This window comes from Streptomyces sp., assembly GCF_036566765.1.
GTDB lineage: Bacteria > Actinomycetota > Actinomycetes > Streptomycetales > Streptomycetaceae > Streptomyces.
Genome location: NZ_DATCVQ010000642.1, coordinates 1 through 21,393, shown reverse-complemented (window position 1 = coordinate 21,393; position 21,393 = coordinate 1). Strand labels below are relative to the sequence as shown.

Here is a 21,393-nt window from a genome sequence, read left to right as displayed (position 1 = left end):
GCTTAGCCCTCGACCTTCAGGCCGCGCTTCTTCAGCTCGGCGACGGTGGCCTCGTGTCCGGCCCTGATCGCCTCGGCGACGGTCGGGCCGCCCTTGGCGATCTTGCCGAACCGGTCCTTGATCGCGGTGTTGGTGGTGCCGGTGGTCGGGCCCCAGGCCCAGTTGGGGTTGATGGAGGCGCCGGACTGCTCGAAGAGGGCGTAGATGTCCTGGCCGCCGTAGTAGCTCGCGTCGAAGACCTGCTTGGCGACCGGGCGCAGCGCGGTGGCGGCCGGGAAGGCGCTGGAGGTGCCGGAGGCGATGCGGGCCTTGACGCCCGCCTCGGTGGTGGACATCCACTCGGCGAACTCGACGGCGGCGTCCTTCTTCCGACTGTCCTTCGTCACGGCGAAGGTGGAGCCGCCGAGCATGCCGCCGGCGGGCTTGCCGTCCCAGGTCGGCATGGGCGCGACGGCCCACTTGCCGCTCTGCTCGGGCAGAGTGCCCTTGAGGACGCCCGCGCCCCAGGACGCGCCGAGGTAGCCGACGGTCGTGTTGTTCTTGAGCGAGCCGGTCCACTCGGGGCTGAACGAGGCGTTCTTGTGGACGAGATCGGCGTCGAGCAGGCCCTGCCAGTAGGCGGCGACCTTGGTGGTGGCCGGGTCGGTCGTGTCGATCTTCCAGGTGTCGCTCTCGGCCTTGAACCACTGGGCGCCGGCCTGCCAGGCCATGGCCTCGAAGGTGGTCGGGTCGTCCGGGAAGAAGGTGGCGATGCGCGCCTTGGCGTCTGCCTTCTTCACCTTCTCCGCCGCGGCCTTGAAGGCGTCCCAGGTGGTGGGGACCTCGACGCCGTACTTCGCGAACAGGTCCTTGCGGTAGTAGAAGGCCTGCGGGGCGGCGTCGAAGGGTACGGCCCAGGTCTTGCCGCCGAGGGTGGTGAGCTCGACGGCCTGCGGGAGCAGCTTCTTGCGGTCCTCGTCGGTGAACTGGTCGCCGATGTCCTGCAGGGCGCCGGAGCTGACGAACTCGGGGAGCGAGGGGTACTCGATGGAGACGAGGTCGGGGGCGTTGCCGGCCTTCACGGCGTTGGAGATCTTGGCGTAGCCGCCGGCGTTGCCGGACGGGATCTCCTCGAAGGTCACCTTGATGTTCGTGTGCGAGGCGTTGAACGCGTCGACCACGTCCTTGGAGCCCTTGGCCCAGCCCCAGAAGGTGATGGTCACGGGCTTGTTCGCGGCGGCGTTGTCGTTCTCGTCGTCGCTGCCGCCGCCGCAGGCCGTGAGGACGGCCAGGGCGGTGGCGGCGCTTGCTATGACACGGGACGTGCTGCTCCAACTGCGGCTCACGGCGCGGCTCCTGAGGGCGGGGCGGCTGGGACGGTGTGGCCGCGATCCTGGAACCGTTCATGAGCGAAGTCAAGAGCGAAAGATTGATTGATCGAAAAATGATCAGACAGTGGGGGATGCGGTCGCTCCGCAGGAGGACCGCACCCGCAGCCGCGGCAACAGACTGAGATGCCGCCGCGCGGCCTCCTCGTCCGGGCCCTCCGCTCGCTCCGTCAGCCGCTCCACCAGCAACTCCGCACCGTGCCGGCCGACTTGGCGCTTGGGCGGGGCGACCGCGGTCAGCGGGGTGTCGGCGAGCGCGGCGACCTCGTCGTCGTACGCGATGAGGGCCAGGTCCTCCGGGACCCGCACGCCCGACTCGGCCAGGCGCTGGACGATCTGGATCGCGTCCACGTCGTTGTGCACCAGGGCCGCGGTGGCCAGGCCCGACCCGACCGCCTCGCGCAGCGCCCGCACCGCCCGCTCGAAGCCCTCCGGATCGGCCTCGGCCGGAACGGAGTCGATCACCGGCACGGGGGCCTTCAGGCCCAGCGTGCGCAGCGCGTCGGCGTACCCGGCGCGCACCGCGAGCGCGGTCGGGCTGTCCCCGCGGGCCACCAGGACGGGCGTGCCGTGCCCCAGTCCGAGCAGGTGGCGCAGGGCGAGCAGGACCCCGTGGCCGTGGTCGGAGACCACCCGGTCCAGGCCGTCGAGCGGGGTGCCCGGGTCGGCCCGGCGCTCCAGGAGCACGGCGGGCACGGGCAGTTCGGCGAGCCAGTCCCCGTACGCCAGGCGGTCCTCCGGGCCGCGCCAGCCCGGAGCGACCAGCACGCCCTGCGCGCCCGCGGCCAGCAGGCCCTCCGTCCGGGCCCGGTCCTCGTCCGGCCGGTAGTCCGAGATCCGCAGGATGAGCCGGGCCCCGACCCGCGCCGCCGCCTCGTGCGCGCCCCGGATCACCTCGGCGAAGTAGTACGTGGCCGAGGGCGCGAGCAGCCCGAGCACCAGGCCTTCGGCGGCGCCCGGCGCCCCCGGCGCGGCATGCCCGCGGGGCCAGGAGACCTGGCCGTGCACCCGGTCGAGCAGGCCCTTGGCGGCCAGCGCCTCGACGTCCCGGCGGGCGGTGACGGGGGAGACCCCGAGCAGACCGGCCAGGTCGGAGACGCGGGCCGTGCCGCGCTCGCGCACCAGGGCCAGCAGTCGGTCGTGTCGTTCGGCAGCACTCTCGCGCACGTGCGGTTCCCCCTCGCGGTGGTGGCGGTCCCTCGTCCCTGGATGCCTTCTCGGAGACCTTGGATGTGGAGACCCTGGATGTGGAGACCTTAGATCAGAATGATCGAACGGCGGGAGTTTCGATCATTCGCTCCGATTCCCTTGACGCTCGATCGGGTGCGTGTTGAGGATGCCGGGCGAGCCGACGTCCGCCTCAGGGAGCATCATGCCCACGCCGCCCGAGAACCGTGAGCTCAGCCCGTACACCGGATGGACCCGAGCGCACTGGGAGGCCGCGGCCGACGAACTCCTGCTGGCCGTACGCCCCTACGCCTCGCCCCGGCACGGCCTGATCGACCTGCCAGGACCCCGCCCCAGCTGGTCCGGCATCCGCTCGGACGGCCTGGAGGGCTACGCCCGTACGTTCCTGCTCGCCGCCCTCCGCGTCGCAGGCGCCCACGGCGACGACCCGCACGGCCACCTCGCCCGGTACGCGGTCGGCCTCTCCGCCGGCACGGAGTCGCCCGGTGACGACGCCGACCCCGACTCCTGGCCGCAGCCCACCGACGTCCGCCAGGCGATCGTCGAGTCCGCGTCCGTCGCGCTCGGCCTGCGCCTGACCCGCCCCTGGCTCTGGGAGGCCCTCGACGACCGCACCAGGCAGCGCGCCGTCGACTGGCTGCTGCCCGCCCTCGACCCGTCCCCGGTCGACAACAACTGGTGGCTCTTCGGCCTCACCGTCGCCGGCTTCCTCCAGGACGCCGGCATCGAGACCGACCGCGCCGCCGCGACGATCGACCGCTCCCTGGACCGGATCGAGCAGTGGTACCTCGGCGAGGGCTGGTACTCCGACGGCGAGAACCGGGCCTTCGACCACTACAACGCCTGGGCCCTGCACTTCTACCCCGTCCTGCACGCCCACCTCGCCGGCGACAAGGCCCTCGTCGACCGCTACGGCCCCCGCCTGCACGCCCATCTCGACGCCTACACCCGGCTCTTCGACGCCAACGGCGCCCCCCTTCCGTTCGGCCGCTCCCTCACCTACCGGTTCGCCGCGGCCGCCGCCCCCTGGCTGGGGGCCCTCACCGGCCACACCCCGCTCACCCCCGGCGCCACCCGCCGGCTCGCCTCCGGCACGCTCCGGTACTTCCTCGACCGGGGCGCCGCCGACGAGCGCGGTCTGCTCACGCTGGGCTGGCACGGCCCGTACCCGCCCGTCCTGCAGAGCTACTCCGGCCCCGGCTCCCCGTACTGGGCGTCCAAAGGCTTCCTCGGCCTGCTGCTCCCGGCCGCCCACCCGGCCTGGACCGACCCCGAGGAACCGCTGCCCGCCGAGACCGCCGACGCCGTCACCCCGCTCGCCCCGCCCGGGCTGCTCGTCCAGTCCACCGCCGCCGACGGACTGGTCCGCCTCCACAACCACGGCAGCAACCACGTGAGCAGTCACCAACCCGGCCCGGACGACCCCGGTTACGCCCGCCACGCCTACTCCACCCGCACCGGCCCCACCTCCCCGCCCGAACCCGCCGACAACCACTTCGCCCTGCTCCTCGACGGCCGGCTCACCCGGCGCGGCCCCGCCGTCCCGCTCGGGGCCGGCCCCGGCTGGGCCGCCTCCCGCCACACCCCGCTCCCCGGCGTCCAGGTCCTCTCCGCGACCCTCGCCCACGGCCGCGCCGAGGTCCGCGCCCATCTCGTCACCGGCGCCCCCGACGGCACCGCCGTCCGCCAGACCGGCTGGGCCACCACGCCCGGCGGCCCCCTCGCCCAACTACACGCCATCCACGGCTACCCGCGGGACTCCGAGACCGTCCCGCTCTCCACCGGCGTCACCCTCCAGGGTCCGGACAGCCGCACCGCCGCCCTGCACGGCACGACCACCGGCCCGGAGACCCTCTTCGTCGCCCTCGCGTCCCTGACCGCCGAGCCCGACCCGGCCCCCGTCATCACCCTCGCCAACGTCCGGGTCACCGGCCGCACCCTCCACGTGACCTGGCACAACGGCCCCACCGCCCACCTCGCCCTCGACCCGGCGATCGGTGGAAGGCACTGGTTCGGAAACGACGTGTCGGCGACGTCGGTTCCCCCCATCGGCGCGTACGAGGGACTTGGCGACAACTAGCCAACCAGGCATGGAATCCCAGGCTCAGGTCCCAGGCTCAGACCCGAGGCCCGGATCCCCGGTAGCTCGGCCCGGCCCCGGTCAGTTCGGCCCGTACGAGCGGCCGGCCTTGGCGGACACCCCGCCGAGCAGGCCGCGCGGCGCCAGCTTCACGATCCCCATCAGCGCCTTGTACCGCGGGTCCGGGATGGACAACGATTTCCCGCGCGCCAGATCGGCCAGCGCCGACGCCACGAGCTTGTCCGCGTCCAGCCACATCCAGCCCGGGATGTTCTCCGTCCCCATCCCGGCCCGCTCGTGGAACTCCGTCCGCACGAACCCCGGGCAGAGCGCCATCAGCCGCACCCCGCTGCCCGCGAGGTCCCGGGCCGCGCCCTGGGTGAACTGCACGACCCACGCCTTCGACGCGCCGTACGTGCCGCGCGGCACGAACGCGGCGACCGAGGCCACGTTCACCACGCCGCCGCGGCCGCGCGTGCGCATCCCCGGAACGGCCGCGGACGTCAGCCGCAGCACCGCCTCGCAGTGCACCTTGAGCATCTTCAACTCGTCGGCCATGGACACTTCCAGGAACCGGCCCTTGTTCCCGAACCCGGCGTTGTTCACCAGCAGGTCCACCGGGTTCTTCGGGTCGGACAGCCGGGCCTCCACGGCCGCGATGCCCTTCTCCTCCGCCAGGTCGGCGGAGAGCACCTCGGCCTCGATGCCGTGCCGGTCGTGCAGCTCGGTCGCCTGCTCCCGCAGCCGCTTGAGATCGCGCGCCACCAGCACCACGTCGTGGCCGTCGGCGGCCAGCCGGCGCGCGAACGCGGCGCCGATGCCCGCCGTCGCACCCGTAATCAATGCAGTCGTCATACGCGGCACGTTAGTGCCACCGCGACCGCCCCTACGCGCCGCCGTACTTGGCGGTGTACGTCCGAGCCGCCTCCAGCAGACCGGACTCCATCCATGCGGCCGCCGCCAGCGTGTGCGGGAGCAGCGTGCGCTCGGTCGTCACGGCCCGGTGCAGCAGCGCGACGGTGATGTCGTGGTCGGGGCGGTGCACGACGCGCACCGGGTCGCCGGCCCGGATCTCGCCCGGCTCGATCACCCGCAGCAGCGCGCCGGGCCCGGCCTCCGACTGCGTGAAGCGCCGTACCCAGCCCTGCTCCTCGACGAAGCCCGCGAAGGTACGGCAGGGGATGCGGCCGCCGGTGACCTCGACGACCAGATCGGCGCCGACCTGCCAGCGCTCGCCGATCAGCGCCCCGTTCACGTCCAGGCCGAGGGTGGTGAGGTTCTCGCCGAACGAGCCGTTCGCCAGCGGCCGGCCCAGCTCCCGCTCCCACCGGTCGAGGTCCTCGCGGGCGAACGCGTACGCGGCGCGGTCCTCGCCGCCGTGGAACCGCAGGTCGCACACCGCGTCCCCGGCCACCCCGCTGCCCCCGACGCCGCGTGCCCCCGGCGACTCCACCCGTACCGGACCCTCGACGGGCCGCTTGTCGATCCCGGTCGTGCCCGAGGCGGCGTCGGTGTACTCGACGGCGCGGGCCCGTCCGGCGTTCACACTGAGAAGCTCCATGACGGCACCCTAGATCCGCTTCCCCAGGTCGGGCCACCTCAAAGGATCACGGCAGTATTCGCCGTCGAGCCCAAGACTCGCTTATGCTCGAAGAATGATCGAGGCCCGCCACCTCCGAGTCCTTCGCGCCGTCGCCGCCACGGGCTCCTTCTCCGCCGCCGCCCGCGAACTGGGCTGCACCCAGCCCGCGGTGAGCCAGCAGATGAAGGCCCTGGAGAACTCTGCGGGCACCCCGCTGCTGGTCCGTACCGGCCGCGAGATGCGGCTCACCCAGGCCGGCGAGGCGCTGGTCCGGCACGCCGCCGGCATCCTGGCCGGGCTCACCGCCGCGGAGGAGGAGGTCGCGGCGATCGCCGGGCTGCGGGCCGGCCGGGTCCGGCTCGTCTCGTTCCCCAGCGGCAGTTCCACTCTCGTCCCGACCGCGCTCGCCGCGCTGCGCGCGGCCCACCCCGGCACCCGGGTCTCCCTGGTGGAGGCCGAGCCGCCGCGCTCGGTGGAGATGCTCCGCGAGGGCGACTGCGACATCGCGCTGGCCTTCCGGTACGGCGTGAACGCCACCGAGTGGGACGACCTGGTCGTACGCCCGCTGCTCGTCGACCGCCTGGTCGGCCTGGTCCCGGAGGGGCACCGGCTGGCCGCGGAGGAGTCGGTCGCGATCGCCGAACTCGCCGACGAATCCTGGATCGCGGGCTGTCCACGCTGCCGCCGGCAGCTCGTGGACGTCTGCGAGGGTTCGGGCTTCACCCCGCGCATCGACTTCGCCACCGACGACTACCCGGCGGTGATCGGCCTGGTCGGCGCGGGCCTGGGCGTGGCCGTGCTCCCGGAGCTGGCTATGGAGTCCGTACGGCCCAAGGGGGCCCGGACGGTGGCCGTGGAACCGGCCGTGGAGCGCGAGATCGTCGCCCTCACCCTGCCGGACCTGGCTCAGGTACCGGCGGTCGCGGCCACGCTCGACGAACTGACCCGCGCGGCAGCACGCTGATCGGACGGCCACAACCCGCCGCGCGCTGACCCGAGCCGCAATCCGCCGCGCGCTGACCCGAGCCGGAATCCGCAGCGCTGACCCGAACGGCGCGGCGCGCCGAACGCGCGGAGCGGCACGGTGCCACCCTCCGACCTGAAACGGCCTACTGCCGTCCGGCCCGGCGCCTTCCCGTACGGCGGAGCGCGGCGTACGGCGCCGCACGCCCCCGGGCCGCGTGCGGCGCGGCTCCGCGGGGCCGGGAAAGTGCGTCACCCGGCCCCGAAGCGAGGTGTTCCGGTCGGCCGAGCCGTCGCGGAAGGCGGTCGGACCGGATATGAAGAAACGTTCCTTCAGGTGCGCCCGGCGCCTGCCGTGCTCGATGCCGTGGCCGATGAGGTCGTCGTGGCCGACGTCCGTGCCGTGACCGACGCCGCGGCCGGCGCCGATGCCGTGATGAGGCGGTTGCGGGCGCGCCCCATGAGTTCTTCGCGTTCGTCCTCGGTGAGGCCGCCCCATACGCCGTAGGGCTCCCGTACGGCGAGTGCGTGCGCCGCGCATTCAGCGCGCACCGGGCACCGCATGCAGACCTCTTTCGCCGAGTTCTCGCGCGCACTCCGTGCCGCGCCGCGCTCTCCCTCGGGGTGGAAGAACAGGGAGCTGTCCACTCCGCGGCAGGCCGCGAGGAGTTGCCAGTCCCACAGATCGGCGTTGGGTCCGGGAAGCCGGGAGAAATCTGCCATTGCGCTTGTCCCCTTGAAACCGTGTCGAAACGGATAGGTGGGCGGGTGGATGGCTGATGGACCGGGGGCCGCTCTGGGCCCTGCTGTTGTCGGGCGCCCCCGCGTGCGGGCTCGCCCCGACGGTACAACTACTGTCGCAGTAGATGTAAATATGACTCATTGCGAATCTAGCCACAGACACCGCAAAAAGGGAAGAAATCCGACTGAATGGGGCATAGCTCCAAACGAAGGACGGATGACGTGCGTCGCTCTCCTCCGCGCACGGCTCCTCACGTAGAGTGCCGATCGTCGCTGTCCGACCCGTAACTCTTTCGGGTGACCATCGTTGAGAGTGCGGAGCGGTTGAAGGAACAAGCGATCGGGCACTTGTCCGAGAGCGTCAACCGCACAGGTGACGATACGTACCAGCCCTGGAGGCTCAAGGTGACGCGCATCAGCTGCGGAGGGCGGCCATGACATCCGTCCTCGTCTGCGACGACTCCCCGCTTGCCCGAGAGGCGCTCCGCCGCGCGGTCGCGACCGTGCCCGGCGTCGAGCGCGTGACCACCGCGGCCAACGGCGAGGAAGTCCTCCGCCGCTGGGGCGCGGACCGCTCGGACCTCATTCTGATGGACGTGCGCATGCCCGGACTGGGCGGCGTGGAAACCGTCCGCCGGCTGCTCTCGGCGGACCCCGGCGCCCGCATCATCATGCTCACCGTCGCCGAGGACCTCGACGGCGTCGCCCTCGCGGTCGCCGCCGGCGCCCGCGGCTACCTGCACAAGGACGCCTCGCGCGCCGAACTGCGGGCCACCGTCACCCAGGCGCTCGCCGACCCGACCTGGCGGCTCGCCCCGCGCCGGCTCCGGTCGGCCGAGATGGGCGCCGCGCCCACTCTCACCGCGCGCGAGATCCAGGTCCTGGAGGGCATGAGCCACGGCCGGTCCAACGCGGAGATCGGCCGTGAGCTGTTCCTCTCCGAGGACACGGTCAAGACCCACGCCAGGCGGCTGTTCAAGAAACTGGGCGCATCGGACCGGGCGCACGCCGTCGCGCTCGGCTTCCGCTGGGGCCTGGTCCGCTAGCGAGTGGCCGGTCGCATCCCCGTCCGCCGTCGGGCGGACGGGGTGGGCCCGTCACCTCGCCCGGACGACGGCTTGTGTCACTTCCTCGCGCGATGCCGCATCCTTGAGGTGTGGAGTTCCTCGGGGACGAGTCGATCGAGCGGAAGGGGAGGGCGCAGGAGATGAGTTCCGGCGCACCTGCTCATAACGCTTCGGTGCACAACTACGGACGCGGTGCCGCGAACCGGAGCGCGTCGGGGCACCATGGACCGATGCGCGACGACGAGACGGCGGGATCGCCCACGCCCGCCGGGCCGGGGGAGATCGGAGCGCTCGTTCACCGTGCCGTCGAGGGCGACGAGCAGGCCACCCACGATCTGCTCGCCCGGGTGCACCCGCTCGCGCTGCGCTACTGCCGCACCCGACTGAACCGGCTGCCCGGGGACGCCCGCCACTTCGTCGAGGATCTCGCGCAGGAAGTGTGCGTCGCGGTCCTCATGGCGCTGCCGCGCTACAAGGACACCGGCCGGCCCTTCGAGGCCTTCGTCTTCGCCATCGCCGGGCACAAGGTCGCCGACCTCCAGCGGGCCGCCATGCGGCACCCCGGATCGACCGCCGTGCCGTCCGACGAGATGCCCGAGCGGCCCGACGACTCGCTCGGCCCGGAGGAGCGGGCGCTGCTCAGCGACGACGCGGAGTGGGCCAAGAAGCTGCTCGCCAACCTGCCGGAGAACCAGCGTGAGCTGCTGGTGCTGCGGGTCGCGGTCGGGCTGACCGCCGAGGAGACCGGGCAGATGCTCGGGATGTCGCCGGGGGCCGTGCGCGTGGCCCAGCACCGCGCGCTGAGCCGGCTGCGGGCACTGGCCGAGCAGTAAGGGTTGCGGGGGGCCTGTGTCCCTCACGTACACGTACGAACATCCAAAACTGCTCTCCGATCTTGATCGTGGAATGAGACACGGTCGCGGCCCGTTAGCATGGACATCCGCACCGATCAAGGCCATTGGGGAAGGTGTCATGACCAACGTCGACGGAGTGCCCGAGAAATTCGCGACACTCGGGCTGACCTACGACGATGTGCTGTTGCTGCCGGGTGCATCCGAGGTGCTCCCCAACGCGGTCGACACCTCGTCCCGCATCTCTCGCAACGTACGGGTCAACATCCCGCTGCTCTCGGCGGCGATGGACAAGGTGACCGAGTCCCGCATGGCGATCGCCATGGCCCGGCTGGGCGGCGTCGGCGTGCTGCACCGCAACCTCTCCGTCGAGGATCAGGTCAACCAGGTCGACCTCGTCAAGCGCTCCGAGTCCGGCATGGTCACCGACCCCATCACCGTGCACCCGGAGGCGACGCTCGCCGAGGCGGACGCCCTGTGCGCCAAGTTCCGCATCAGCGGCGTCCCGGTCACCAACCCGGACGGCAAGCTGCTCGGCATCGTGACCAACCGCGACATGGCCTTCGAGAGCGACCGCAGCCGTCAGGTCCGCGAGGTCATGACGCCGATGCCGCTGGTCACCGGCAAGGTCGGCATCTCCGGCGTCGACGCCATGGAGCTGCTGCGCCGCCACAAGATCGAGAAGCTGCCGCTGGTCGACGACGAGGGCGTGCTCAAGGGCCTGATCACCGTCAAGGACTTCGTCAAGGCGGAGAAGTACCCCAACGCGGCCAAGGACGCCGAGGGCCGCCTGCTCGTCGGCGCGGCCGTGGGCGCCAGCCCGGAGGCGCTGGAGCGCGCCCAGGCGCTCGCCGGCGCCGGGGTGGACTTCCTGGTCGTCGACACCTCGCACGGCCACAACAGCAACGCCCTGAGCTGGATGGCGAAGATCAAGGCGAGCGTGGACGTCGACGTGATCGGCGGCAACGTCGCCACGCGTGACGGCGCGCAGGCGCTGATCGACGCCGGTGTCGACGGCATCAAGGTCGGCGTGGGCCCCGGCTCGATCTGTACCACCCGCGTCGTCGCCGGCATCGGCGTCCCGCAGGTCACCGCCATCTACGAGGCATCCCTCGCGGCCCGTGCAGCCGGCGTCCCGCTGATCGGCGACGGCGGCCTGCAGTACTCCGGCGACATCGGCAAGGCACTGGCCGCCGGCGCCGACACCGTGATGCTCGGCAGCCTCCTCGCGGGCTGTGAGGAGTCGCCCGGCGAGCTGCTCTTCATCAACGGCAAGCAGTTCAAGTCGTACCGCGGCATGGGCTCGCTCGGCGCCATGCAGTCCCGTGGCCAGGGCCGGTCCTACTCGAAGGACCGCTACTTCCAGGCCGAGGTCGCCTCCGACGACAAGCTCGTGCCCGAGGGCGTCGAGGGGCAGGTGCCCTACCGCGGCCCGCTGTCCAACGTGCTGCACCAGCTCGTCGGCGGCCTTCGCCAGACCATGGGCTACGTGGGCGCCGCCACCGTCGCGGAGATGGAGTCCAAGGGCCGGTTCGTCCGGATCACGTCCGCGGGCCTCAAGGAGAGCCACCCGCACGACATCCAGATGACGGTCGAGGCGCCGAACTACAGCAGGAAGTAACGCGCACGCGAGCGAGGGGCGGTTCCGGGATGTGGCCGGAACCGCCCCTCGCGGCTGTGTCGGGGATACTGGTAGGCGCATACGTAGAGGGAAAGGCCACACATCGTGACTGAGATCGAGATCGGGCGCGGCAAGCGCGGCCGCAGGGCGTACGCGTTCGACGACATCGCCGTCGTACCGAGCCGGCGCACCCGGGACCCGAAGGAGGTCTCGATCGCCTGGCAGATCGACGCCTACCGCTTCGAGCTGCCCTTCCTGGCCGCTCCGATGGACTCGGTCGTGTCGCCGCAGACCGCCATCCGGATCGGCGAGCTCGGCGGCCTCGGGGTGCTGAACCTCGAGGGCCTGTGGACCCGGTACGAGGACCCGCAGCCGCTGCTCGACGAGATCGCGGAGCTGGACGAGGCCGCCGCGACCCGCCGGCTCCAGGAGATCTACGCCGCTCCGATCAAGGAGGAGCTGATCGGGCAGCGCATCAAGGAGGTGCGCGACTCGGGCGTGGTCACCGCCGCCGCGCTCTCCCCGCAGCGCACCGCGCAGTTCTCCAAGGCCGTCGTCGACGCCGGCGTGGACATCTTCGTCATCCGCGGCACGACCGTCTCCGCCGAGCACGTCTCCGGCGCGGCCGAGCCGCTGAACCTGAAGCAGTTCATCTACGAGCTGGACGTCCCGGTCATCGTCGGCGGCTGCGCCACGTACACCGCCGCCCTGCACCTGATGCGCACCGGCGCGGCGGGCGTCCTGGTCGGCTTCGGCGGCGGCGCCGCCCACACCACCCGCAACGTGCTGGGCATCCAGGTCCCGATGGCGACCGCCGTCGCCGACGTGGCCGCGGCCCGCCGCGACTACATGGACGAGTCCGGCGGCCGGTACGTGCACGTCATCGCGGACGGCGGCGTGGGCTGGTCCGGCGACCTGCCGAAGGCGATCGCCTGCGGCGCGGACGCCGTGATGATGGGCTCCCCGCTCGCGCGCGCCACTGACGCCCCCGGCAAGGGGCACCACTGGGGCATGGAGGCCGTCCACGAGGACGTGCCGCGCGGCAAGCTGGTCGACCTGGGCATCGTCGGCACGACCGAGGAGATCCTGGCCGGTCCCTCGCACAGCCCGGACGGGTCGATGAACTTCTTCGGCGCGCTGCGCCGGGCGATGGCGACGACGGGCTACAGCGAGCTCAAGGAGTTCCAGCGCGTCGAGGTCACCGTCGCGGACTCGCAGCACCGCCGCTGACGCACAGCCGATACACGCGAGAGGCCCCGCACCACCAGGTGCGGGGCCTCTCGCGTGTCGCTGGGCGCGTGTTACCTGTTGGCCTTGCGGGCGCCGGCGAAGGCGCCGACTCCGGCGAGCACGAAGAACAGCAACGTCATCGGGTCCTTGGTCTGGTTCCACGCCTGGACCAGCAGGTCGAAGTTCTGGAAGAACATCTCCGTGAACGGGATCTTCAGCTCCTTGCCGCCGATGATCGCGATGCCGACGAGCTGGCCGACGTACACCCCGCCCAGCGAGAAGACGGCACTGGCGAACGGCAGGGCAGGGTTGGCGCCGCCGATCTTGCCGGCGGCCAGGCCGGTGACGAAGCCGACGCCGATGGCCGCCCAACCGATCTCCCGCTCGATCTCACCGGCGACCACGCCGTAGATCGCGCCGGCGACGAGGGCGGCGACCAGCGCCGCCAGGACGCCGAGCGCCACGTTGTTGCGCGGCGGCGCGGGCGGGGGAACGGGAGCCCCGGTGTAGGCGCCGTCGGCGAACGGGTTGCCGGGCGGCGGAACGGGCTGAGACATGCTGCGGATCCCCCCTGGGACGGTTGCGCACGAGCGTGCGAGAAGGCCCGGAGACTAGCAGTCCGCTCCGACACCCGTCGCCGGGGATTCGGCGCCGACGCCGGCCTACGGGCCGTCCGCGCTACCGGGCGCCGCCCTTGTGGACGCCCGCGGCGGCGCCGGCGGCGGCGAGCGCGAAGAACAGGAGCCTCACCAGGCTCTTGCTCTCGTCCCAGCTGTCGGTCACCAGGTCGAAGTGCTGGAGGAACATCTCGGTGACCGGGATGTACAGGTCCTTGCTGTTGATGATCGCGAAGGCGAGGAGCTGACCGAAGTACACACCGCCGATCGAGAACACGCCGGCGGCCGCCATCAGGAAGGGGTTCGAGCCACCGGCCTTGCCCGCCATGAAGCCGGAGAGGAAGCCGACGCCGAAGGCGGCCCAGCCGATCTCGATCTCGATCTGCCCCGCGACCACGCCGTGGATCGTGCCGGCGACGAGGGCGGCGACCAGCGCCGCCAGCATGCCGAGCCCCGCGCTGTCCCGCTCGGGCCCGGGCTCGGGCAGGCCGGGGTAACCGCCGCCGGCGAACGGGTTGCCGGGCGGCGGGTCGGACTGAGACATGCTGCGGATCCCCCCTGGGACGGTTGCGCGCGAACGTGCGAGCGGCCCGGAGATTAGCAGTCCGCTCCGACGACCGTCCCCGGGTTTCTCACAGGCGGTGCGCGGCTCCGGCGGGGGTGGCGCCACGGGTGTCGAGCAGGAGTTGGGCCTTCACGGCCAGGCCCTGGAGGTCGTACGTGCGGTGGTGCTGGAGCAGCACCGTCAGATCCGCGTCGGCGGCGGCCTCGTAGAGGGAGTCGGCGCGCGGGACGGGCCGGTCGCGCACCCGCCAGTCCAGGACGTGCGGGTCGTGGTAGCTGACGGTGGCGCCCAGATCCATGAGGCGGCAGGCGATCTCGGTGGCGGGGGAGCCCTGACGGTCGGCGAGATCGGGTTTGTACGTGATGCCGAGCAGAAGGACCCGCGCGCCGCGGGCGGACTTGCCGTGCTCGTTCAGCAGGGTGGCGCAGCGCTGGATGACGTACTGCGGCATGCGCTCGTTGACCTGGCTCGCCAGCTCGACCATGCGCAACGGGCGGTGGGCGCCGAGGGTGTCGACGGGGACGCCGTGGCCGCCGACGCCGGGGCCGGGGCGGAAGGCCTGGAAGCCGAAGGGCTTGGTCTCGGCGCAGCGGATGACGTCCCAGAGATCGACTCCGAGTTCGTGGCAGAGCACCGCCATCTCGTTGACCAGCGCGATGTTGACGTGCCGGAAGTTGGTCTCCAGGAGCTTGACCGTCTCGGCCTCGCGCGGGCCGCGGGCGCGGACGACCTTGTCGGTGAGGCGGCCGTAGAACGCGGCGGCGGACTCGGTGCAGGCGGGGGTGAGGCCGCCGATGACCTTGGGGGTGCCGGTGAAGCCGTGCGTGCGTCGGCCGGGGTCGAGCCGGTCGGGGGAGTACGCGAGGTGGAAGTCGCGGCCGGCGCGCAGCCCCGAGCCCGCTTCGAGCAGGTCGCGCAGCAGCCCCTCGGTGGTGCCGGGCGGGACGGGGGACTCCAGCAGGACCGTGGTGTGCGGGCGCAGTCGGGCGGCGAGCGCGCGGGCGGCGTCGGTGACGGCGGTCAGGTCGAGCGCGCGGTCGGCGCCGAGTGGGGTGGGCGTGCAGATGACGGCGGTGCGGACGCGGCCCAGTTCGGCCGGGTTGACGGTGGGCCGGAAGCCCCCCGAGAGCATCCGGCGGATTTCCGAGGCGGTCAGGGAGCCGTCGACGGGCGGGCGGCCCGCGGCGAGTTCGGCGACGGGGCGGGGGTCGGTGTCGAAGCCGACGGTGTCGATGCCGGCGGCGCTGGCGGCCTGGGCGAGGGGGAGTCCGTGGTGGCCGAGGCCGATGACGGCGAGATCAGCGGGCATGAAGGTGGGCCGTCCTTCCCAGTAGCCGGAGGGGACGCTGCGTGCAAGCCCTGTGGACAGAACGGGGCCAGCGCAATGTCAGACTAGGCGTAAATATGACCGATATGCGGCATTGTGGGGTCGAAGTTCGCCGAGTGTTATCCACAGAACGTGACGGGCGGTGGCTGAAGTCGGAGGGCCGGGACAGAATCGTCGTGTGAGCCCGACCACACGGGGGGACGACGGGAGGCAGCGGTGAGGACAGCGACACTGGGGCCGGCGGAGCGCGTCGAGGCGCTCGCGGCGATGGCCGAGCGCGAGCTGGACGTACTGGTCGTGGGCGCCGGCGTGGTCGGCGCCGGGACCGCGCTCGACGCGGCCACGCGCGGACTGGCGACGGGGCTCGTCGAGGCCCGGGACTGGGCGTCCGGCACGTCCAGCCGGTCGAGCAAGCTGATCCACGGGGGACTGCGCTACCTCGAGATGCTGGACTTCGCGCTGGTGCGGGAGGCGTTGAAGGAGCGCGGGCTGCTCCTCGAACGGCTCGCGCCGCACCTGGTCAAACCGGTGCCGTTCCTCTATCCGCTGGAGCACAAGGGCTGGGAGCGGTTCTACGCGGGCTCCGGCGTCGCGCTGTACGACGCGATGTCCATCTCGTCCGGGCACGGCCGCGGCCTGCCCGTGCACCGCCACCTCAGCCGCAAACGGGCGCTGCGCGTCGCGCCCTGCCTGAAGAGGGACGCCCTGGTCGGGGCGTTGCAGTACTACGACGCCCAGATGGACGACGCGCGCTTCGTCGCCACGCTCGTGCGTACCGCGGCGAGCTACGGGGCGCAGGTCGCCAGCCGGGCCAGGGTCGTCGGATTCCTGCGCGAGGGCGGACGGGTGGTCGGGGCCCGTGTGCAGGACGTGGAGGCGAACGTCGAGTACGAGATCCGCGCCCGGCAGATCGTCAACGCGACCGGGGTGTGGACGGACGACACCCAGGCGCTCATCGGGGAGAGGGGGCAGTTCCATGTACGGGCGTCGAAGGGCATCCACCTCGTGGTGCCCAAGGACCGGATCCACTCGAATACCGGCCTGATCCTGCGGACCGAGAAGTCCGTGCTGTTCGTCATCCCGTGGGGGCGGCACTGGATCGTCGGCACCACCGACACCGAATGGGACCTGGACAAGGCCCATCCGGCGGCCTCCAGCGCCGACATCGACTACCTGCTCGAACACGTGAACAGCGTGCTCGCCGTGCCGCTCACCCGGGACGACGTGCAGGGCGTGTACGCCGGGCTGCGGCCGCTGCTCGCCGGGGAGTCGGACGCCACCAGCAAGCTCTCGCGCGAGCACACCGTCGCCCACCCCGTGCCCGGGCTCGTGGTCGTCGCCGGCGGCAAGTACACGACGTACCGCGTGATGGCGAAGGACGCCGTGGACGAGGCGGTGCACGGGCTCGACATGCGCGTCGCCGCCTGCGTCACGGAGGACGTGCCGCTGCTCGGCGCGGAGGGCTACCGGGCGCTGTGGAACGCACGGGCGCGGATCGCGGCGCGGACCGGGCTGCACGTCGTCAGGGTCGAGCATCTGCTCAACCGCTACGGCTCGTTGACGGAGGAACTGCTCGACCTGATCGCCGCCGACCCCGGGCTCGGCGAACCGCTGGCGGCGGCGGACGACTACCTGCGGGCGGAGATCGTGTACGCAGCCTCGCACGAGGGCGCCCGCCACCTGGACGACGTGCTGACCCGGCGCACCAGGATCTCGATCGAGACCTTCGACCGGGGGACGCGCAGCGCACGGGAGTGCGCCGAGCTGATGGCGCCGGTCCTGGGCTGGGACAAGAACCAGATCGAGAAGGAGGTCGAGCACTACGAGAAGCGGGTGGAGGCGGAGCGGGAGTCGCAACGGCAGCCGGACGATCTGACGGCGGACGCGGCGAGACTGGGGGCGCCGGACATCGTGCCGATCTGAGGTGGGGGAGGGCTTGGCCCGGCCGGCGGCTCAGGCGCAGAACGTGGACTCCAGTAGGGCCCGTTGGAGTCCGCGGGCGACCTGGCGATCGGTGGTCACCCGGAAGACGAGGGTGCGCCGGCCGTCGGGGGTGACGGCGGCGCGGACGGCGCTGCCGGTGATCCGGCCGTTGTGCCCCCACACGGTGAGCCCGCACGACAGCCGCTCGGGGTACACGGCCATCCCGTAGCGGCCGCCGGTGGCCGAGGTGTCGAGGAGTTCGCGCATCTGGGCGGCGGGCAGCAGCTTCCCGCCGAGCAGCGCGGCGTAGAAGCGGCCGAGGTCGTCGAGGGTCGACACCAGCTCGCCGGCCGCGCCCGCGACCCGGGGGTCGACGTCGGGTTCGTCCGGGCGGTGCGGGGCGGGCAGGGCCCGGCGCGCGCCGGGGAAGGAAGTGCCGGTCAGGGCGAGGGGGGTGAGGATGCGGCGTTCGGCCTCGACGGCGTACGGGTGGCCGGTGACGCGTTCGACGAGCAGGCCGAGCAGGACGTAGTTGGTGTTGGAGTACGCGAACGAGCCCACCGGGCCCGGGGCGTGGGCCAGAGCGGTCCGCAGCGCCGCGGCGGGCGTGGTGGGCGGAGGGGAGGAGCCCGCGCGGACGTAGTCGTACAGGCCGCTGGTGTGGGTGAGCAGGGTGCGGATCGTGACGCGGTCGTCGAGCGGCCGGCCCGGGACCGGGTCGCCGAGGCGGGCCCGGACCGGGTCGTCGAGCCGCAACCGGCCCTCGGCGACGAGCTGGAGGACCACGGTCGCGACGAAGGTCTTGGTGACGCTGCCGGCCCGGAAGTGTTCGTCGCGGCGGACGGCGGGCCCGCCCGCGGTCGTGAACCGGTCCGACACGCCGGGGGCGGTGACCAGCATCGCCACGCCCGGGACGCCGCCCTCGGTGACGAACCGGGCCAGGACGGGCGGAGACGGTTCACCGGCGAGGGGCGCCGGGGCCAGCCCGAGGACCGCCGCGACCAGGAGCGCGGCGAGTCGGGTGCGGGCCAGTGGCATGGTGGGAGTCCCTTCCTCCGCGGCCATCCTTCCGGAGTGCGGACCCGGGAGCGGCACCGGTCCCGGAGTGAGGGACAATGGGCTCTCTTCCGGGGCGGGTTACCGCATCACGCGGGAAGCGGCGGACGCGGGCGAAGACGAGGGATCGCAGAGGGGACGCATGTCGGAGGCGGAGCAGTCGCGGAGCACGGCGCCAAAGGGCGCCGAGACCGACGACAACCGGGGTGTGGTTCCCGAAGCGCGCAAGGCGGAGCGCCCGGACGAGTCCGGCGCGCAGCCGTCGGACGGGAAGCCGGACGCCGTCGAGGGCGGTCCGACCGGCGACGCGGCCGAGGCCGCCGGGCCGGACGCCGCTCCGGCCGACGAGGCCCCCGCCGCTCCGGCGGCGCAGCCCCGTCAGCCCGCTGCGGCGAAGAGCGGTTCGTATGGGAAGGTGCCCGCGGCCACCGCCGAGGGGCGGCTTCTCGCGGGGCGGTATCGGCTCGGGAAGGTGCTCGGGCGGGGTGGCATGGGCACCGTCTGGCGCGCTGTCGACGAGACGCTCGGGCGGACCGTCGCCGTGAAGGAGCTGCGGTTCCCCAACAGCATCGACGAGGACGAGAAGCGCCGCCTCATCACCCGCACCCTGCGCGAGGCGAAGGCGATCGCCCGGATCCGCAACAACGGCGCGGTGACGGTCTTCGACGTCGTCGACGAGGACGACCGCCCGTGGATCGTGATGGAGCTCGTCGAGGGCAAGTCCCTCGCCGACGCCATCCGCGAGGACGGCACCCTCACCCCCCGCCGCGCCGCCGAGGTCGGCCTCGCCATCCTCGACGTACTGCGCTCCGCGCACCGCGAGGGCATCCTGCACCGCGACGTGAAGCCCTCCAACGTGCTGATCGCCGAGGACGGCCGGGTCGTCCTCACCGACTTCGGCATCGCGCAGGTCGAGGGCGACCCCTCGATCACCTCCACCGGCATGCTCGTCGGCGCGCCCTCGTACATCTCGCCCGAGCGCGCCCGCGGCCACAAGCCCGGCCCCGCCGCCGACATGTGGTCGCTCGGCGGCCTGCTGTACGCGAGCGTCGAGGGCAGCCCGCCGTACGACAAGGGCTCCGCCATCGCGACGCTCACCGCGGTGATGATCGAGCCGGTCGACCCGCCCGAGAACGCGGGTCCCGAGCTGGAGAAGGTCATCTACGGCCTGCTGGCCAAGGACCCCGAGCAGCGGCTCGACGACGCCGGCGCCCGCGCGCTGCTCGAAGCCGTGCTCGCCGCGACCGATGTCGCGCCGGCCGTCGCCGAGCCGTCGCCGGAGGCGACCCGCGTCATCCAGCTGCCCCCGGTCCCCCCGGCCGCGCCCGCGGCCGAGCCCCGAGCGGAGAAGCCCGCCTCCGACGCCGCCGAGCGGATGCGCGGTGCGCTGAAGTCCGTACGGGACGCCGCGGCCGCCGCCGCAGCGCAGAAGAAGCAGCAGAAGGCCGCGCCCGTCCAGGGCGGCAGCCGGCCCGCCCCGGTCCGCGCGTCGCTCACCGACGTCGTCCCCCGCCGCACGCTGGTGATCATCGCGGTGGTCGCGGCCCTCGCCGTGCTCGCCACCGTCCTCGCCGTCGCGCTCAGCGGCGACGACGAGAAGAAGGGCAAGGGCGCCGGCAAGGGCGGCGACAAGGTCGCCTCCTCCGGGGCGACCGCAGGGGACCCCGGTGCCAAGCCGTCGACCGGCGGCACCGACCAGCAGGGCGGTGACAAGGGGTCCGGCGACCCCGGCACCGGCGGCGGCACCACCAAGCCGTCCGGCACTCCCTCGACCGGCGGCACCGGCACCGGCGCCCAGCTGCCCGCGGGCTACGCGCAGGTCACCAACGCCCGGTTCCACTTCACCATGGCCATGCCGGCTGCCTTCCGCCTCACCGGGATAGCCGGACAGAACTCCGGCGGGATATTCAGCGCCTCCGGCGGCTTCCCCCGCGTCCAGGTGGACTTCAACGACAGCCCCAAGGACGACGCCGCCGCGGCCTGGGCCGGGGCCGTCGCCGGGGTGTCCGCGTCAAGCAACGGCTACAAGCACATCGGCATCAAGAAGGTCGCGTTCAACGGGTACCCGACCGTCGCCGACTGGGAGTTCGAGCGCAACCAGAGCGGCATCCGCGTGCACGTCCTCAACCGCGGCTTCAAGGTGGACGCCACGCACGGCTACTCCATCATGATCAGCTGCAAGGCGAGTGAGTGGAACGGCCCCGAGTGCCGGACGCTGCGGGCGACGGCGTTCGCGACGTTCAGCCCCAAGGACTGACCGGCGCCACGTATCGTGAGAGGCTGCGGACCGTACGCAGCCGAGACGAGCCGTTAACTGGTCGGGACCCGACCGGATTTGACGGTTTCGCACGATCTGTGGGGCCGGGGGGACTGGGACAGCGCGCTGCTGGGGAGGCGTCGTGGACGACTACGCGGGAAGGGTGCTCGCCGACCGGTACCGCCTGCCGTTGCCGCCCTCGGACGAGTACGAGCTCGTCGAGACCCGTGCCTTCGACACGTACAGCGGCCAGGAAGTACTGCTCCGCCAGGTGCCGTTGCCGGAGGTCGTCGACGCGGAGGTGCTGGACGCCGACGGGGGCGGGGCGTACGGGAACGGGTACGGAAGCACGCCGCGTCGCGCCCAGGGGCGGGCGACCCGGCGGCCGGGCGACCCGGCCGTGCGCCGGGCCATGGAGGCGGCGCAGGCCGCCGCGCAGATCCCCGACCACCCCCGCCTCGACCAGGTCTTCGACGTGTTCGCGGAGGCGGGTTCGCTGTGGATAGCGAGTGAGCTCGTGGCGGCCCGCCCGCTGGCGGCGCTGCTCGCCGAGCGCCCGCTCAACCCGTACCGCGCCGCCGAGATCGCCTCCGACCTCCTCACCGCGCTCCGCGCGCTGCACGCGCACGGCTGGACGCACCGGAACATCACCACCCGCACGGTCCTGGTCTGCGACGACGGCCGCGTCGTCCTGACCGGCCTCGCGGCAGGCGCGGCCGAGGAAGCCCTGTGCGGCTACGTCCCGGTCCCGCAGGCGGAGCCCGAGTACGAGTCGGGGTACGAGTCGGGGTACGAGCCCGGCTATGCGCCGGAGCCCGCGCCCGCGCCCGGGTCCGCGTACGTGCCCGAGCAGCCGTACGAACCGCCCACCCCGGAAGGTCCCGCGCCGTTCCTGCCCGCCGCGCGGCAGGCGGGCGCGGAGCTGGAGCCGGTCCGGCCCGAACTGCCGTCCGCCCCG

The 21,393-nt window shown here is 72.6% G+C and carries 18 protein-coding genes; 9 read left to right on the top strand and 9 right to left on the bottom strand.

Annotated elements, in window-relative coordinates; genetic code table 11:
- Positions 1-2: 2 nt before the first annotated feature.
- Both VIU94_RS37375 and VIU94_RS37370 read right to left on the bottom strand, forming a co-directional pair.
- Positions 3-1,325 carry an ABC transporter substrate-binding protein gene (locus tag VIU94_RS37375; RefSeq protein ID WP_331918803.1) on the bottom strand — a complete coding sequence of 441 codons (1,323 nt, stop codon included), beginning with the start codon at positions 1,323-1,325 and terminating at the stop codon, positions 3-5.
- Between the two features lie 102 nt (positions 1,326-1,427).
- Positions 1,428-2,534: a substrate-binding domain-containing protein gene (locus VIU94_RS37370; RefSeq protein WP_331918801.1), complete on the bottom strand. Its 1,107-nt coding sequence runs from the start codon at positions 2,532-2,534 to the stop codon at positions 1,428-1,430.
- Positions 2,535-2,739: 205 nt separating this feature from the next.
- Between VIU94_RS37370 and VIU94_RS37365 the strand changes: the two genes are divergently transcribed.
- The gene (locus VIU94_RS37365) at positions 2,740-4,635 is read left to right on the top strand and encodes a DUF2264 domain-containing protein (RefSeq protein ID WP_331918799.1); all 1,896 of its coding nucleotides are present in this window, start codon (positions 2,740-2,742) and stop codon (positions 4,633-4,635) included.
- A gap of 81 nt (positions 4,636-4,716) precedes the next feature.
- Here VIU94_RS37365 and VIU94_RS37360 read toward each other — a convergent pair whose 3' ends face one another.
- Entirely contained in the window at positions 4,717-5,490 is a 774-nt protein-coding gene (locus tag VIU94_RS37360; protein WP_331918797.1) for an SDR family NAD(P)-dependent oxidoreductase, read from the bottom strand.
- A 31-nt stretch (positions 5,491-5,521) separates the two neighbouring features.
- Positions 5,522-6,196 carry an MOSC domain-containing protein gene (locus VIU94_RS37355; protein WP_331918795.1) on the bottom strand — a complete coding sequence of 225 codons (675 nt, stop codon included), beginning with the start codon at positions 6,194-6,196 and terminating at the stop codon, positions 5,522-5,524.
- A gap of 94 nt (positions 6,197-6,290) precedes the next feature.
- Here VIU94_RS37355 and VIU94_RS37350 point away from each other — a divergent pair, with 94 nt between their 5' ends.
- Positions 6,291-7,181, top strand: a complete 891-nt coding sequence (locus VIU94_RS37350; protein WP_331918793.1) for a LysR family transcriptional regulator — start codon at positions 6,291-6,293, stop codon at positions 7,179-7,181.
- A gap of 332 nt (positions 7,182-7,513) precedes the next feature.
- Here VIU94_RS37350 and VIU94_RS37345 read toward each other — a convergent pair whose 3' ends face one another.
- On the bottom strand, positions 7,514-7,903 hold the full coding sequence (locus VIU94_RS37345; protein WP_331918791.1) for a WhiB family transcriptional regulator: 390 nt from the start codon (positions 7,901-7,903) through the stop codon (positions 7,514-7,516).
- A 452-nt stretch (positions 7,904-8,355) separates the two neighbouring features.
- Here VIU94_RS37345 and VIU94_RS37340 point away from each other — a divergent pair, with 452 nt between their 5' ends.
- The 4 genes from VIU94_RS37340 to VIU94_RS37325 all read left to right on the top strand — a co-directional run bounded on the left by VIU94_RS37340 (position 8,356) and on the right by VIU94_RS37325 (position 12,690).
- Positions 8,356-8,967, top strand: coding sequence for a response regulator transcription factor (locus VIU94_RS37340; protein WP_003948568.1), 612 nt, complete (start codon positions 8,356-8,358; stop codon positions 8,965-8,967).
- 251 nt (positions 8,968-9,218) lie between these two features.
- Entirely contained in the window at positions 9,219-9,821 is a 603-nt protein-coding gene (locus VIU94_RS37335) for a sigma-70 family RNA polymerase sigma factor (RefSeq protein WP_331918789.1), read from the top strand.
- Positions 9,822-9,960: 139 nt separating this feature from the next.
- Positions 9,961-11,460: an IMP dehydrogenase gene (gene guaB, locus VIU94_RS37330; protein WP_331918787.1), complete on the top strand. Its 1,500-nt coding sequence runs from the start codon at positions 9,961-9,963 to the stop codon at positions 11,458-11,460.
- 105 nt (positions 11,461-11,565) lie between these two features.
- Positions 11,566-12,690, top strand: a complete 1,125-nt coding sequence (locus VIU94_RS37325) for a GuaB3 family IMP dehydrogenase-related protein (protein ID WP_331918785.1) — start codon at positions 11,566-11,568, stop codon at positions 12,688-12,690.
- Between the two features lie 71 nt (positions 12,691-12,761).
- Here the strand turns inward: VIU94_RS37325 and VIU94_RS37320 are convergent, their stop codons facing one another.
- From VIU94_RS37320 to VIU94_RS37310, 3 genes are all read right to left on the bottom strand, one after another.
- Positions 12,762-13,247, bottom strand: coding sequence for a hypothetical protein (locus VIU94_RS37320; protein ID WP_331918783.1), 486 nt, complete (start codon positions 13,245-13,247; stop codon positions 12,762-12,764).
- Between the two features lie 121 nt (positions 13,248-13,368).
- Positions 13,369-13,851: a hypothetical protein gene (locus VIU94_RS37315; protein WP_331918781.1), complete on the bottom strand. Its 483-nt coding sequence runs from the start codon at positions 13,849-13,851 to the stop codon at positions 13,369-13,371.
- An 88-nt stretch (positions 13,852-13,939) separates the two neighbouring features.
- Positions 13,940-15,181 (bottom strand): nucleotide sugar dehydrogenase, encoded by a 1,242-nt coding sequence (locus VIU94_RS37310; protein WP_331918779.1) that lies wholly within the window; start codon positions 15,179-15,181, stop codon positions 13,940-13,942.
- Positions 15,182-15,415: 234 nt separating this feature from the next.
- Here VIU94_RS37310 and VIU94_RS37305 point away from each other — a divergent pair, with 234 nt between their 5' ends.
- Positions 15,416-17,122 carry a glycerol-3-phosphate dehydrogenase/oxidase gene (locus tag VIU94_RS37305; RefSeq protein ID WP_331918777.1) on the top strand — a complete coding sequence of 569 codons (1,707 nt, stop codon included), beginning with the start codon at positions 15,416-15,418 and terminating at the stop codon, positions 17,120-17,122.
- A gap of 30 nt (positions 17,123-17,152) precedes the next feature.
- Here the strand turns inward: VIU94_RS37305 and VIU94_RS37300 are convergent, their stop codons facing one another.
- Positions 17,153-18,160: a serine hydrolase domain-containing protein gene (locus VIU94_RS37300; protein ID WP_331918776.1), complete on the bottom strand. Its 1,008-nt coding sequence runs from the start codon at positions 18,158-18,160 to the stop codon at positions 17,153-17,155.
- Positions 18,161-18,320: 160 nt separating this feature from the next.
- Here VIU94_RS37300 and VIU94_RS37295 point away from each other — a divergent pair, with 160 nt between their 5' ends.
- On the top strand, positions 18,321-20,435 hold the full coding sequence (locus VIU94_RS37295) for a serine/threonine-protein kinase (RefSeq protein WP_331918775.1): 2,115 nt from the start codon (positions 18,321-18,323) through the stop codon (positions 20,433-20,435).
- 142 nt (positions 20,436-20,577) lie between these two features.
- Positions 20,578-21,393, top strand: an 816-nt coding sequence (locus tag VIU94_RS37290) for a protein kinase (protein ID WP_331918773.1), incomplete at its 3' end; no start/stop codon positions are given.

What these genes read in the sequence shown, in the direction of transcription:
- VIU94_RS37335 (WP_331918789.1), top strand. Translation starts at nt 9,219, where the DNA reads ATGCGCGACGACGAGACGGCGGGATCGCCCACGCCCGCCGGGCCGGGG.
- VIU94_RS37300 (WP_331918776.1), bottom strand. Translation starts at nt 18,160, where the DNA reads ATGCCACTGGCCCGCACCCGACTCGCCGCGCTCCTGGTCGCGGCGGTC.
- VIU94_RS37315 (WP_331918781.1), bottom strand. Translation starts at nt 13,851, where the DNA reads ATGTCTCAGTCCGACCCGCCGCCCGGCAACCCGTTCGCCGGCGGCGGT.
- VIU94_RS37345 (WP_331918791.1), bottom strand. Translation starts at nt 7,903, where the DNA reads ATGGCAGATTTCTCCCGGCTTCCCGGACCCAACGCCGATCTGTGGGAC.
- VIU94_RS37360 (WP_331918797.1), bottom strand. Translation starts at nt 5,490, where the DNA reads ATGACGACTGCATTGATTACGGGTGCGACGGCGGGCATCGGCGCCGCG.
- guaB (WP_331918787.1), top strand. Translation starts at nt 9,961, where the DNA reads ATGACCAACGTCGACGGAGTGCCCGAGAAATTCGCGACACTCGGGCTG.
- VIU94_RS37365 (WP_331918799.1), top strand. Translation starts at nt 2,740, where the DNA reads ATGCCCACGCCGCCCGAGAACCGTGAGCTCAGCCCGTACACCGGATGG.
- VIU94_RS37340 (WP_003948568.1), top strand. Translation starts at nt 8,356, where the DNA reads ATGACATCCGTCCTCGTCTGCGACGACTCCCCGCTTGCCCGAGAGGCG.
- VIU94_RS37295 (WP_331918775.1), top strand. Translation starts at nt 18,321, where the DNA reads ATGTCGGAGGCGGAGCAGTCGCGGAGCACGGCGCCAAAGGGCGCCGAG.
- VIU94_RS37320 (WP_331918783.1), bottom strand. Translation starts at nt 13,247, where the DNA reads ATGTCTCAGCCCGTTCCGCCGCCCGGCAACCCGTTCGCCGACGGCGCC.
- VIU94_RS37310 (WP_331918779.1), bottom strand. Translation starts at nt 15,181, where the DNA reads ATGCCCGCTGATCTCGCCGTCATCGGCCTCGGCCACCACGGACTCCCC.
- VIU94_RS37350 (WP_331918793.1), top strand. Translation starts at nt 6,291, where the DNA reads ATGATCGAGGCCCGCCACCTCCGAGTCCTTCGCGCCGTCGCCGCCACG.
- VIU94_RS37355 (WP_331918795.1), bottom strand. Translation starts at nt 6,196, where the DNA reads ATGGAGCTTCTCAGTGTGAACGCCGGACGGGCCCGCGCCGTCGAGTAC.